Here is a 14,434-nt window from a genome sequence, read left to right on the forward strand (position 1 = left end):
CCTTAATAGACTGACGATAATTAACTAATGTTATAGCTTCTAGCTTGCTAATTGGCTTTTTTAGGTTTATTACAATCGTATTTAATTTTCAATATGTAATTCACAATAAATATATTTAGGATAATTTATGACTACTATCGCAAAAGATACTGCCGTCAAGTTCAACTACACGCTAAAAGATGATGAAGGCAATATTCTTGATCAGTCTCCAGAAGGCCAACCTCTTGCTTACTTGCATGGCCATCAAAACATCATTCCAGGTCTTGAACAGCAACTAGAAGGTAAGTCTGCTGGTGAAAAGGTAAATGCAGTCGTTGAGCCTGCTGATGGTTATGGCGAATATCAAGATCAAGCCGTACAACGTGTACCACGTGATAATTTCCAAGGCGTTGATGATATTCAACCCGGCATGCAATTTCAGTCAGAAGCTGGTGGCCAGGTCATGTTAGTAACCGTTACTGATGTCAATGATGATGAAGTGACTGTTGATGCCAACCATCCGCTAGCGGGTAAGCGTCTAACATTTGATGTTGATATTCAAGAAGTACGCGCTGCCACTGAAGATGAATTAAATCATGGTCATGTCCATGGTGCTGGTGGCGTTGAGCATTAATTAGTATAGGTATATATACTTCTACACAAAGATAAATTCGTTTAATGGACTTAATCTAATAAAAAGGCTGCCCCTGGTGACTAGGGGCAGCCTTTTTATTAATATCTATTAATGTATAAATTTATAACTAATTAAGTGTAAAACTATTTAAGTATAAAACTATTGTTTTTATACTTTGAACGTATTTTCAATCTACAGACGTAACAAAACCGTATAACCACTAGAGTTATACGGTTTCCATTACTAACTATCCTTGTTAGTGCTATTATCCATCTAATCCCGAGATGAATAGTAACTGACAGGCATCCAGCCTTATCTTATCGTCCTTGATTGGCACCTCATCCTTGAATCAACTTATAAACACTTTATAAATACCAATCCCTAGTATCCATCAATAGTGTAATCAAGTTATGCCGTAGATGTATAATCGCAGATTTGACAGTACATAGTAAGAGCTATAAACGTCAATGTATGTAAGCATATGCTTACATGTTTACTTAAGCTAACTTAAGGCTCTATTGCTACTGGTAATGTCTCCTCGGGACTGATAGGTTTTTTAGAGTCAGCACTGAGCATCAGATAAGCGGCCTCATTAATATAAGCTTCATTCTCTGGCAGATCTGGACGTTCGCTGGCCTTCATCTGGCTGCGCTCTTCAAACTTAGCATCCATTGCAGCCTGATAAGTATTCCAGTTGGCATAAGGCTGCTCACCCATAGCGATCAAACGCTTATTTTCAGCAGCGAGCGAGCGCTCTTCAATCAGTTTCATCTTCGCACGGCGATCATTAATATTAAGACTGATAGGCTTTTTCTCATCTTCCATATCGCGAATATCATTGAGCGTCGATAAATAGACAAACTGCGGATTTTGCTCTTGACGAATTTTTGATTGCTGATTCAATGTTGCCAGCGTATCCGCACTAAATTTGCCCTCAGGCTTATAAGCGGCGGTTTTTATCGTATCCCAAGGCAGGGCTTTCTTCTGCGCGCGCTCTCCAAAAGTAGCATCATCATAAATGTTGACCAGCTCCACATCGGGTACTACCCCTTTATTTTGCGTACTACCACCAGTGATACGATAAAACTTACGCTGGGTCAAGGTTGCTGAACCTAAAGCTAGATTATCTAGCTGAATTTGCGCCGAACCCTTGCCTGTAGTCGTATTACCTACCACCAATCCGCGCCCATAATCTTGAATAGCCGCGGCGAAAATCTCACTAGCAGACGCTGAAGCTAAATTGGTCAATACTACCATTTTGCCGTCGTACAACTGCTTGCCACCATCATCGTCACGATAAACTTGAATGTTGCCGCGATTGTCACGGATTTGTACCAAAGGACCTTGTTTGATAAATAGTCCTAGCATTTTGGCAACTTCATCTAACGAACCACCAGGATCATTACGCAGATCGACCACTAGACCATCGATGTTCTCTTTATTCAAAGCTTCAATGGCACGTTCAGCATCGATACTAACGCTACGATAATTCTCGCCATTACGGCGAGCTTGGTAGTTGAGATAAAAACTTGGAATCTCAAGAACACCGATACGCTTCGGAGTACTATCAATATTGGGACGCTGTACCTCGACTACGCGATGCGTAACTCCAGATTCTTCTTGTTCGATAACATCACGTACCACTGTAACAGTACGGGCGCTAGCATCAGGCGTATTGGGCTGACGCAGTTTCAAAGTGACCGAAGTGCCGCGTTTACCGCGGATCAAGCCCACAATTTCACGGGTTGACCATCCTACGACGTCAGTCATCGTTTTGCCGTCTTCAGCGATACCGATGATAAGATCGTTAGGTTTGATTTGACCGGTCTTGGCTGCAGGCCCGCCGTCTACTAAGGTAACAATGCGCGTGAAGTTAGGGTTTTTGCGATCTGGACGAATAGACACTCCAATACCTTCAAGTTGTAAGCTTGATTGGATCTGTAACTCATTGGCTTGAATAGGCGCGTAGTAATTACTATGAGGATCGTAAGTGAGCATGGCCGTATTTAAGATCGTCTCCATGATCTCGTTATCTTTGATACGCGTTATTTGTCCTTGCTGCCTTGATAAGCGATTGAGCAATATCTCATTGGGTGTACGTTGATCATTGCGTACTAAGTCTTGACCACGAGTGATATCAGGATTGGCTAAAAACACCTCTTCTTTAGCTTTTTCATCTTCTTGCCCTAAAGTGATACTTATTAACTGAAATTTAAGCTGTCGCTCCCAATAGTCACGCTGATCTTTTTTGGTTTTAAAATGTGGCAGTTTTTCTCGATCAAGAACGATGGTTTCATCAGATGTCAGGTCTATATCAGTTTTGAGCATTCTTTTTGCCATCTCAAAGTACTCATTCGAGCGTTTGCGATAACGCTCAAAAATATCTACTCCAGCTGATAAATCACCGCGTTTGAGCCGATTAGCAAAGTCGCTTGCATACTTTTCTTTAAACTCATCAACATCGGATTGTAGAAACAAAGTATGGTTTGGATCAAGGTTATCAATATACATAGACAACATCTCGCTGCCCATTTCACGATCAAGCGGCTGATTGAGATAATGACTGCGATCAAGTAAAGCCGCTACTTGCCTAGTAGTGATTTTTTGTTCAGGGGTCTGAACAAAGCCTTCTGTATTAGTGTTTGCTACTGCAGTATCGTAGCTTTGGGTGAGAATAAGCCCGACTACGCCAACTGATGCTACGCTGAGTAACCACTGTGCTGGTTGTTTTTTCATTATATGTACCTGATTGCCTTGAGTAATGAAGTATCCAAACTATATGTTGCTTTAATCATTTATAAGGTATAAAAAGCATGAAGTGCAATTTATAGCTCAAGCTATATTGAATCCTAAATTAAAGGAGTACAACTACTATAGCGTGTTACTAGTATAAATTTTCCTTGCTCGCTGTAGCTAGCAGACAGAAGCTAAGTAAACTACGCTTTGAGAAAGCCTATGTTTTAAGAATAAAGCATCCTTATAGCATTGTATTTATTTTATAGTAGATCGACTATATTTATTAATAGTTAAGCAACGATAAAAACAAGTTTTTATTACGGTTCTGGTCTTGTTATATTGGGACTAATTAAATGACAGTCAATGCTATCATGCTCGCTGGCAGCTAACTGTCGCAAACTGTATAAACAATATTACACCCTACATGGGTACATACCAAACTTTCTGTCATATTTATTATACGCGCTGTCGCATTTATTAAGGACAGGTAATGCGTCAGCGTTTGCTTATAACTGGCATAATATACTTACTAGAAAAAATCAAGAAATGAAAACGACGCTTAGGCCTTGCAGTACTTTCATAACAAAACAACCGTGCCCAGCACTTTGAGGATATTACTATGTATGGCGTATTAATGATTGATATTGATAACACAGCGCTGACAACTGAAGACGTCAGTTTACTCAAGCAAGCACAGATCGGCGGTGTAATTTTGTTCGCCCGCAACGTAGTCGATGCAGCTCAAGTACGAGCTTTATGTGATAGCATTCGTTATCATAACCCTGATATCTTGATCGGTATTGACCAAGAAGGCGGGCGTGTGGCGCGGTTACGTGAAGGCTTCACGCCACTACCAGCTATGGGAAAAATTGGTGAATTGTTCGATTATAATCCTACTCAGGCGCTAAGCTGCGCTTATGATTGCGGTTATTTGATGGCAGCTGAGGTCTTAGCTGTTGGGATTGATTTGAGCTTCGCACCTGTTCTTGATCGAGGCGGTATTAGCCAAGTGATCGGTGATCGTAGCTTCCATAAAGACCCGCAAGTGATCGTGGCTCTAGCCACGCAGTTTATGCGCGGTATGCGAGCCGCTGGTATGGCAACTACAGGTAAACATTTCCCCGGACATGGTGCTATAGCCCCTGATTCTCATGTGGCAGAAGCAGTTGATAATCGTAGCCTTGACGAGATTTTAAGCAGTGACATGCAGCCCTTTGCTCAGACTTTGCCTTGGCTTGATGCATTGATGCCAGCTCATGTGAGATTTCCACAAGTAGATGATAAGCCTGCTGGTTTTTCTAAGATTTGGCTTAAAGATATTATTCGTAAGCAGCTTAAGTTCGATGGGGTTTTATTCTCTGATGATTTATCCATGGTAGGCGCTCAGGCAGCTGGTAGTGTCAGTGCACGTGTACAAGCCGCTATTGAGGCGGGTTGTGACATTGCCTTGGTATGTAATGATCGCATTGCCGCTCATGAAGCAGCCAAGGCGGCGCAAAATCTGCCCTACCCTGATCAAAGCCGTATTAAAACCATGTGTGGTCAAATACCAGCATGGCAAAGTGATCTTGAAGCAACTTGTCAACAATTTGAATATTGGCAACAAGCGCGACACTCGATTATGCAAACATTCTTTGAATCGCCCTCCAATAGTTTATTAACAGGCAATAGCATTAGAGCTGACGATCCTACTCATTATAAGTAGTCTATAATAAGTCATACCTTACAAAGATTTCATGATATCAACAATAAACCCTAGTCTAATTCCATAAAAAAGACCGCATTTTATTAAATGCGGTCTTTTCTTATTCAATATTCAACAGCTTTGTCGTCAATAATATAAACAGTCTTACTGAGCTGCTGGATCTAGCGCTGTACCTTGACTTGGATCATCACTATCTGGCAACACATCATCATTGTTGTTGTCTAGTGGGTTCAAATCAGGATCTGGCATAGTGGCATTCACGCCAGTATCATCAGAGTCCGGCATCATGTCATCGTTATTGCTATCAAGAGGATTTAAATCTGGATCCATATCGGCATTCATATCCATGTCACCTACTGCTATACCATCGCTATTCATAGCCGCTTCGTCATAAACAGTGAACTCAATACGGCGGTTACGGAAACGGCCTTGTTCTGTTGAGTTGTCAGCGATTGGATCAGACTCGCCCATGCCTTTAGTAGTCAGTTTACTAGCATCAACACCTTGCGATACCAAGTATTCTTTTACTGCTTCAGCACGATCGCGAGATAACTCCATGTTGTAAGCATCAGAAGCCAGATTATCAGTGTGACCAATAATCATAAGCTCCATATCCGGCACTTCAGTGATAATCTGTGCGGCACGATCAAGGAAAGGTTTGTTCACATCAGGAATAAACGCTTTATCGAGCTCAAAATTAATCACCTGTAAGCTTAAGGCACGAGCAACATCACGAGGATCTGGGTTTTCACCTAGATTGTCAACTGCTGTTTCTGCAGCAACCAAGCTATTATCAATCTCACCTTGTAAGTCTAGCGGACCTTCAGCCTCAACTGTCATACCAGCAGGAACTGCAGCTTGAAGATCAGATACCAATTGGCTAAGCACACCAGCATCGGCTGAGTTTACAACGATGTTATCACCTTTGATAATCATGCTAGCATCAGAAACTTCTTTAAAGATATCTAAAATAGCAGCAAGCTGCGGCGCTGCGGCCATGTCCGTAGTAAAGCTATCATCGACATCAGCACGGCACTTATCTGCTTCATCGCCATAAGCATTAGATAAGGCGCTCATAACAGTAGTTTGTAATGCCTCATCACCAACATTCATGCGGCAAGCATATAAAGTATTGCCTTCGCCCATAGCCAAACGTAGTGACGCAGGTTCAGCAGCTGCAACAGCCACTGCTGCTTCATCAGTAACTGGTTGCTCTTCAACTACAACTGGCGTTGCAACTGGCTCCGGATTGTCTTGGCAACCACGTAATAAAGCCCATGCTAACGCACCTAGAATAATCAGACCAATAATAGGCAATAACGCCTTCATAAAGCTACCTGATTTTTCTTCTTCGTGCTGTAGGGGTGCCATACTAGTAGTATCAGAGATACGCTCACCAGCAGGTGCCGCAGCAACCATACCAGCAGGAATAACAGCACTGGCCCATGCTGGGATATGGTGCTGGTAGCTAGAAAGATTGTCATTTAAAAACTGTGGTACTGGAGTAGAACCTGCTAAGCTTTTGATCTCATGAAAAGCTAGGGGAGCGGCCATAGCAATTAGACCACGAGTTGCCGTAGCATCCACGTTATGCTTAGCTGCAAGCTCGCGCGAGATCTGATCGCGGTGCGAACCATCAGTCCATACACGGTCATAAAAACCTTGATCATCACGAGCGATATTTTCGTTAGCAAAACGGCCATAAGTATCTTGATCGGCAAGACGAGCTGCAAATATTGCATAAAACTGTTCAAGTAAACTCTGTTTGGCAGGAGACTGATCATCTCCCAACACTGCTGGCGTTACTGTACGTGTTAGATGACTAATAATATCCATAATATGTTTCCTCCAGTGAAAATTATTTTAAATAGCTAAAGATTTTAAATAGTTGAAGCTAGGTATTTCATAATTGTATCAATCATATTGACTAAACAAGCTAAAACAATTAGGACAAAAATAGCTTTCAATAAATATATTAATTTCGTTACTTTTTATAAGTAAAATTTACAATCTAAGTAATTACAATTAAAGCAGTCTAACTAAAGCAACCTAACCTCATAAATTTGATTTGATACCATGGTTTTGGAAATTACCTACTAAGTCAGTTACCTTATCAATTTAATAATCGAAATACTCTAATAAGCTACTTCTAATAAAAACAGTAAAGCGATAAACATTTGACTTGTCTACTTTTTCACCTTACTTAGCTTCCCCTATTATACTAACAATAATTCATTTATTTATACCAACAGGCTGTTGTGCAAATGCTACATTGAGTAATTTTTCAGATGAGGCACGTAACTGTGCTGCAAATATAGTACGTTTAGTAACCACAAGAACTCAATTTTGTCTACTTTCTTAGCAGGATTTTACATGATTATATTTATGTCGCTGTAGAGTATTTACTTATCTCAAATCTAATCTGCGTTGATAGGGTTTTCACCGCTTAGCTGTTCAGCAACGATAGTACTATTGGCCAAATCATCAACTTCTAGAGATGAGATAGATGCTGAGCGCCTAGCGCCATTGTTGAAACTATTATCTTCGTTGTTACTACTATCAAAATTATTGTACACAGGTGCTGGTGCTGTTTTGTCAGCATCTAGCTGTTGATACTTTTGCTCAGCATTCATTGCATTATCAGGATAAGCATTAGTGTAAGGGTCGTCTATAGATGTATTTTCGTTGGCCGCTTCACTACGGCTCTCTGTCTTATCGTTATTGAGGCTATCATAGTATGGCTGTGATAGAGGCGCTACACTCTTGATAGTTAATGTCGGTGCTAATGTACGTATGTCCGTGAGTAACTGCTGTAGCATAGTTGCGTCGGGTGCTTCTAAGCTAAGGGTCTCATCTTGTAATTGCAAACGCGCAAAAGGCACTGAACGTAACAGAGTCAATAAGCTAGACAAAGTCTGCACATCGATAGTAGATATCTGGTTTGCGCGGCCTTCTTGTATTGTTAACTTACATATATCTGTTTGCTCACCAAAGCTTATCTGCATCGCTTGTTTGATGATGTCTTGCAGCTCTATACTGCCGACTGTAGCGGTACAAGTATATAAATTGCCTACATTGTCCACACCAACTAAAAGCTTAGCAGGGATGGTTACTGATGCTACAGGTTTTTGGGTAGGCGCGGTAATGTTTGTAATGATAGGAGCAACTGTAGGCTCTATTGCTGGTTTATAATAAGGCTGAATAATCAATAGCCATACAAAACCGACGGCTGCTAACAGTCCCACTAGTAACAACCCTCGCATCAGCAAATTGTTCTTGTGACTACGTGGACTGGTAGTTGATCGGCGCTTAGAAGTAGATACGTCATAGTGATAAGAGGGATTGGCATGAATAGCATTGGTAGGGTTTATAGATTCTATAGGGGTTGCTGATAAGGTATTTGCTGATGCAAGCAGCGGCTCGTTTGATGGTGTTTCTGCTCTCGCCAAATCTATGGTTACACTCTTTGTTAGCAGCGTGCTTTGAGCTACGCTTGATACTCCAACATCAGTTTTTAAGTCGTTATCATCTGCTGTATTATTATCAGTCGTCTCATTATACATCGTACTTACATCAGCACTACTCTCAAAAGTCTGAGCTAACGACGGTAGCACTTTTTCTGCCCACACTGGTAAGTACGGGCGGACTAGCGTTTGCTGGGTTTGTAAAAAAGCTGGCAAATACTGTCCATCGGCTAAGTTTTCTAATTCTAGACAGCTCGGATATACGGTATCTACTAATAACTGCTCAGTAGTTTTTTTATCAGCGTGGTAAGTTGCGGCTAATTCATCAATCAATAGTTGGCGCTGAGCGGGTTCCTGCCAAATTTGCTCAAACAAAGTTTGGTTTGACTTGGTGTCTAACTGCATGGTCTGCTCATTATGAGATAGCTGCCTATAGACGCCTGACCAAGCTAAGCGCGTGATAAGAATAGCGTAGAATTGCTCAAGCAAGCTGACGTATGCTGAATTACTCTTCTCATTTAAAATAGAGAGGGTAACGGTTTGCTCAAGCTGGTCAAGAATAGTCATAGATACTGCCTTTGGTGACGCTAAAAATAAGAGTAATAGCGTGTGTATTACTAAGAAAATCTACAATTAAGCTATAATAAATTGTATAGCTATGTAAATTCAGTCCGCCCACAATTGTTATTTGGCATCATAGTCACTACTATAATGAAAATAGATATCATGCAAATTAAATACCATAAGAATAAGAAGTCGTTACTTGCGTTTATGCTGTCTTTTCCGTCTGAACTGTCCTAAGGATTACACTTTGTTTAACCATACTACCCTTATCATCATTATTACGGTCATCGTAAGCTTATTAGCATGGCAGAACAAAGCACTGTTTAACCGTTTGATTTTTTATCCTCCTGCTGTTAGTAAGGGTCAATGGGATCGTTTTGTCACCCACGGCTTTATTCATGCTGATAGTATGCATCTGCTCTTCAATATGTTTACCTTGTATTTCTTTGGTCGCGCCATCGAAGGTTTATATCAGCCCTTTTTGTGGGGTTATGGTTTTGTAGTATTTTATGTAGCCGCTATTGTTGTAGCAATGATACCTAGCTATGTAAAAAATAAGAAAAACGCCAGTTATTTAAGTTTGGGGGCATCAGGTGGCGTGTCAGCAGTGCTATTTGCCTTTATTTTGCTTGCGCCATGGGATCTGATTTATTTATTTGCCATTATTCCTATACCTGCTATTTTATTTGCGGTCGCTTATGTGGCTTATAGTATTTATGCAGACAAACGCGGCGGCTCTAATATCAATCATATGGCGCACATGTGGGGCGGAGCATTTGGCGTGGTCGCCACCATTATATTAGAACCGAAGGTATTACCGCACTTTATCAGTGTCCTCCTCTCGCCCAGCTTTTGATTAGACCATTTAGATTAGAAAACAACTTATGATTATAGATATTATTGGCGACATTCATGGTTATGCAGATAAGTTAACCGGACTGCTTGAGCAGCTAGGTTACACTCATAACGGTAAGTACTTTGTACCACCAGAGGGTCATCAAGCGCTATTCATTGGTGACTTGATTGATCGCGGCTCGCAGCAGCTGGCAACGCTTGAGATAGTTTTTGCGATGATAGATGCAGGCGTTGCCCATGCCGTAATGGGTAATCACGAATATAATGCCCTAGCCTTTGCTACGCTTGATGTAGAGAGTCATTCTAAAAAGTATCTGCGTAGTCATACTGAACTACATGCGCGCCAGCACGAAGCATTTTTGGCAGAGATCCCGTTTGGTTCTACACTGCATGAATATTGGCTCAAGCGTCTTTACGAGCTGCCTTTATGGATTGAGACTGATGACGCCTGTTTTGTCCATGCTTGTTGGGATGTCGATAGCATGGCTGTATTAAAGCCCTTGCTTACCACCGATAACTGCTTAACACCTGAGGGATTGATACAGACGGCACAAAAAGGTAGCGCGCCTTATGAGGCGCTAGAGCGCGTATTAAAAGGGGTGGAAACCCCCCTACCTAACGGTATAGTTATGGTGGATAAAGAAGGCACCGAACGCTCGCGAGTACGCGTACGCTGGTGGCTTGATGAGCTTAATAAACGTACGATTCATGAAATCGCCCGCGCCCCTACTTCTGCTTTAGCTCAGATTCCAATAGATGCTTTGGCTGAGAATATTGACTTTGCGCTCAAGACTAATAAGCCAGTATTCGTCGGTCACTATTGGCTAGCAGGAAATCCTGAACCGCTTAGCCCACAAGTAGTTTGTACCGACTATTCAGCAGCAGTAGATAGTGGTTATTTGACCGCTTATCAGCTTGATACTAATAATCCTCTGCCTTTAATAGCCGCCAACTTTGTGCAATACCGTCATGATTTAGCATAACACGTGTTAAGTATTCGACTTTGGCACTGCTCTATTGGGGAATATTCAACACGCTCAAGTTTGTAAAAAAAGCTTAAACTCAGCTTTACGGTGGCTATAAAACTTTTGTATGATGGTCTTTTTGAGGATAGTGCATCATGAGCGCGACACCGGATATTAGCTCTACCAATCAACCAAGTTCTACCAGTCCTATTGCCTCTCCTAGTGGTCAAGCTAAAGTAGGTATCATTATGGGCTCCCAATCCGACTGGGCAACTATGAGTGCAGCGGCGCAGCTATTGGCCGATTTTGATATTGCTTTTGAATGTGAAGTGGTGTCAGCACATCGTACGCCGGATCGCTTGTTTGATTATGCTAAAAGCGCGAAAGATCAGGGCTTACAAGTTATTATTGCTGGCGCTGGCGGAGCTGCCCACCTACCAGGCATGTGCGCCAGTCAAACGCCTCTGCCCGTCCTCGGTGTACCGGTAAAATCCTCTATGCTAAGCGGCTGGGATAGCTTGCTCTCCATCGTACAAATGCCCAAAGGTGTAGCGGTTGGTACTTTAGCTATCGGTACCGCTGGAGCCTATAACGCAGCACTGCTCGCTATTCAGATTTTAGCGCTGCACGACGCTGCTATTGCAAGCAAACTGCATCATCTTCGCCAGACCCAAACTGAAACGATTTTAGCCAGCCCTACGCCGGGTATTATTAACGAATAAGTTTTTTTAGCAAACTTTCTTATAGTCGATCCACTTTCATCTAAACCTGCTTGACTTGATATTCTTTTTTACATAGGCTTAATACAGGTGCATACGTTGCACCTTTTTCTATTTCATTTGCGCTATTTTTTTATAATTGTTTGAACTTATTACCAACTTAAAGAGCCTGCTATGACCGCTAATGCCTATCCTATTACTCAAACTATCCATACTATCGGTATCTTAGGCGGTGGTCAGCTTGGCATGATGCTCGCTGAGGCAGCATTACCCCTTGGTTACAAATGTATATTTTTAGAAGATAATATCGATTGTCCTGCCAGTCTTTATGGTCGAGTCTACAGTAGCGAGCAGTTAGAGGATTTTATTACTGCTGCTGACGTATTTACTTTAGAGTTTGAAAACACCCCAACAATGACGGTTCAAAAGTTAGCTAAGCTCTCTGCCAACCAGCAAAAACAAGGTATGTTTCCGCCGCCTATCGCTCTTGATATCGCGCAGGACCGTCTCAAAGAAAAGCAGCTGTTTAATGATTTAGCTATTGCGACTGTACCTTTTATGGCAGTCAGCTCGCAGGTCGAATTACAAAAAGCTTGTGATACCTTAGGCTTACCTATCGTACTCAAAACCAGTCGCGGCGGCTACGACGGTAAAGGGCAATACGTCATCAAGCAAGATAGTGATATCAAGCTGGCTTGGGAGGCGTTAAAAGACGCGGTCAGCGGTAAAGGCAGCTTAACGCCAACGCCTGCGCCTTTAATAGCAGAAGGATTTATCAATTTTAGCCGTGAGGTTTCTATCATCGCCGCTCGCGGACAAGATGGTAGCGTACGCTGCTATGATTTGGTTGAAAATTCCCATCATCAAGGTATTTTAGCCAAGACCCGAGCGCCGGCAGTAGGCACTAGTCATTTATTGGCGCAAGCACAAGCGTCCATGATCAAACTTATGAATCATCTTGATTATGTCGGCGTAATGGCGCTTGAATTATTCGTCAGTAAAGACGCACGCGGTCATGATTATCTGCTTGCCAATGAGATTGCCCCGCGCGTGCATAACTCGGGTCATTGGAGTATTGAAGGCGCTATAACCAGTCAATTTGAAAATCATATTCGTGCCGTAGTTGGCCTGCCTTTAGGAGACACTGATAATATTCATCCAGCAATAATGGTCAACGTACTCGGTCAATATCCCGATATCAGCACAGTACTAGCTATTGATGGCGCGCATTATCATAGCTATCATAAAGAGGAGCGTGAGGCCCGCAAAATTGCTCATATTACCCTGATGCCTAATGATGTCGTCGATCTCAATCCTGCTCTTGCCAAACTAATCACAGTATTACCAAATAAGATTGGGCTTGATAAAAATAGTGCAGTCGCTGATGAAAACCAAGATGAGACCAACGACCAAGATAGTACCATGAACGCTGAAACCAAGTACGCTGACAACGACAAAAATGAATTTGCCGAAAGTATCAGTGAGCTAGACGCAGAGAATAATAATCAGCGGGTAAAAAAATAATGCAAATTTGGATAGATGCTGATTCAGTACCACTTATCGCTAAAGATTTAATTATCAAGACCGCTGAGCGTACCAAAACGACAGCGATATTTGTTGCCAACCAGCCGATTAAATTACGTAAATCCCCATTATTAATTATGACTGTGGTACCGCAAGGCTTTGATAAAGCTGACGATTATATTGCCGAGAATATTCAAGCAGGAGATTTGGCAATTACTAGCGATATTCCTTTAGCCAACGATATTCTTGATAAAGGCGCGCAAGTGATTACCGCACGCGGCGTTATCTATGATAAGAACAATATCAAGCAAAAGCTTAATATGCGCGATTTTATGGATACTATGCGCGGTACTGGTGTATTAGAGCTGCAAGAGATGAGCGGACAAAAACCTTATGGCGACCGTGACAAAAAAGCTTTTGCCGATGGCTTAAATAAACTAGTGCGTTAATCTTTATCAACCTTTATCCTTCTCAATCTATCTTGCAAACCCTTACACTCTGCAACCAAACTTAATGCAACAAGCACTTATCATAACTAAGTGTCGCATCCGTTTTTGTTATTGTATATTCAGTTATTCGAGTTAGCTCGTAATTAAACTCTTTAAGAACGAAAATACATTGATAACAATAGGAAACATTATGAAGATATTAGTCGTAGGCGCTAGTGGCCGTGTTGGTGGTAAATTGGTTGAACAATTACTAAACGATAACCATCAAGTCGTTGGTACTACCCGTCAAGATAAACAGTTATTTGATAACGATAACTATAGCCAGCTAGATTTAGACCTTACTGCTAGCAAAAATGAGATTCAAAAACAGATGGACGATGATATTGAAGCCATTTATTTTGTAGCAGGCTCGGGCGGTAAAAATATATTGGAAGTTGATTTACATGGTGCGGTCAAAACTATGCAGGCGGCAGAAGATAAAGGTATCAAGCGCTACATCATGCTAAGCTCGGTATTCTCACTTGACACTAGTAAATGGGACGCTCCTGCCATTGCTGAGTTAAAAGATTATTACATTGGTAAGCATTATGCCGATAACTGGCTGGTAAATGATAGTAAACTAGATTACACCATTGTCCAGCCTGGTGCTCTAAAAGAGCGTGACGGTACCGGTAAAATAGCTGTCAATACTGAAGAGGCAGGCGAGAATGCTATTGAAGATGTGGCCGCTACTTTAGCTGCTGTATTAACAGCAGACAACGCTATTAAAAAGGTATTCCACATGCAAAACGGGAATACTGATATTAAAGAGGCAGTCGCCAATCTATAATAAAAACTGAC

11 protein-coding genes are annotated in these 14,434 nt (G+C 41.7%); 8 read left to right on the forward strand and 3 right to left on the reverse strand.

Annotated features, from left to right (window positions below):
- The first annotated feature begins 127 nt into the window (after window positions 1–127).
- Window positions 128–613, forward strand: coding sequence for an FKBP-type peptidyl-prolyl cis-trans isomerase (locus tag ACR63N_RS12935; RefSeq protein ID WP_367104547.1), 486 nt, complete (start codon window positions 128–130; stop codon window positions 611–613).
- Between the two features lie 507 nt (window positions 614–1,120).
- On the opposite strand, the gene ACR63N_RS12940 is transcribed toward ACR63N_RS12935, so the two are convergent.
- On the reverse strand, window positions 1,121–3,349 hold the full coding sequence (locus ACR63N_RS12940; RefSeq protein ID WP_367104546.1) for a carboxy terminal-processing peptidase: 2,229 nt from the start codon (window positions 3,347–3,349) through the stop codon (window positions 1,121–1,123).
- A gap of 619 nt (window positions 3,350–3,968) precedes the next feature.
- On the opposite strand from ACR63N_RS12940, the gene nagZ reads away from it, so the two are divergent.
- Window positions 3,969–5,054 (forward strand): beta-N-acetylhexosaminidase, encoded by a 1,086-nt coding sequence (nagZ, locus tag ACR63N_RS12945; protein WP_367106529.1) that lies wholly within the window; start codon window positions 3,969–3,971, stop codon window positions 5,052–5,054.
- Between the two features lie 144 nt (window positions 5,055–5,198).
- On the opposite strand, the gene ACR63N_RS12950 is transcribed toward nagZ, so the two are convergent.
- Window positions 5,199–6,890 (reverse strand): OmpA family protein, encoded by a 1,692-nt coding sequence (locus ACR63N_RS12950; RefSeq protein WP_367106528.1) that lies wholly within the window; start codon window positions 6,888–6,890, stop codon window positions 5,199–5,201.
- A 581-nt stretch (window positions 6,891–7,471) separates the two neighbouring features.
- A complete protein-coding gene (locus tag ACR63N_RS12955) occupies window positions 7,472–9,085 on the reverse strand; it encodes a hypothetical protein (RefSeq protein WP_367106527.1) in 1,614 nt (537 codons plus the stop codon).
- A 244-nt stretch (window positions 9,086–9,329) separates the two neighbouring features.
- Between ACR63N_RS12955 and ACR63N_RS12960 the strand changes: the two genes are divergently transcribed.
- The 6 genes from ACR63N_RS12960 to ACR63N_RS12985 all read left to right on the forward strand — a co-directional run bounded on the left by ACR63N_RS12960 (window position 9,330) and on the right by ACR63N_RS12985 (window position 14,423).
- Complete coding sequence (locus ACR63N_RS12960; RefSeq protein ID WP_367104542.1) at window positions 9,330–9,938, forward strand: rhomboid family intramembrane serine protease; 609 nt, start codon at window positions 9,330–9,332, stop codon at window positions 9,936–9,938.
- A 28-nt stretch (window positions 9,939–9,966) separates the two neighbouring features.
- Window positions 9,967–10,920, forward strand: coding sequence for a metallophosphoesterase (locus ACR63N_RS12965; protein ID WP_367106526.1), 954 nt, complete (start codon window positions 9,967–9,969; stop codon window positions 10,918–10,920).
- A 137-nt stretch (window positions 10,921–11,057) separates the two neighbouring features.
- Window positions 11,058–11,624, forward strand: a complete 567-nt coding sequence (gene purE / locus ACR63N_RS12970) for a 5-(carboxyamino)imidazole ribonucleotide mutase (RefSeq protein WP_367106525.1) — start codon at window positions 11,058–11,060, stop codon at window positions 11,622–11,624.
- Window positions 11,625–11,795: 171 nt separating this feature from the next.
- Window positions 11,796–13,145 carry a 5-(carboxyamino)imidazole ribonucleotide synthase gene (locus tag ACR63N_RS12975; protein WP_472782125.1) on the forward strand — a complete coding sequence of 450 codons (1,350 nt, stop codon included), beginning with the start codon at window positions 11,796–11,798 and terminating at the stop codon, window positions 13,143–13,145.
- Window positions 13,145–13,594, forward strand: coding sequence for a YaiI/YqxD family protein (locus ACR63N_RS12980; protein WP_367108505.1), 450 nt, complete (start codon window positions 13,145–13,147; stop codon window positions 13,592–13,594). The genes ACR63N_RS12975 and ACR63N_RS12980 overlap by 1 nt, the downstream gene beginning before the upstream one ends.
- 190 nt (window positions 13,595–13,784) lie before the next feature.
- The gene (locus tag ACR63N_RS12985; protein ID WP_472782126.1) at window positions 13,785–14,423 is read left to right on the forward strand and encodes an NAD(P)H-binding protein; all 639 of its coding nucleotides are present in this window, start codon (window positions 13,785–13,787) and stop codon (window positions 14,421–14,423) included.
- Window positions 14,424–14,434: the final 11 nt, after the last annotated feature.

The organism is Psychrobacter sp. M4 (assembly GCF_055699795.1).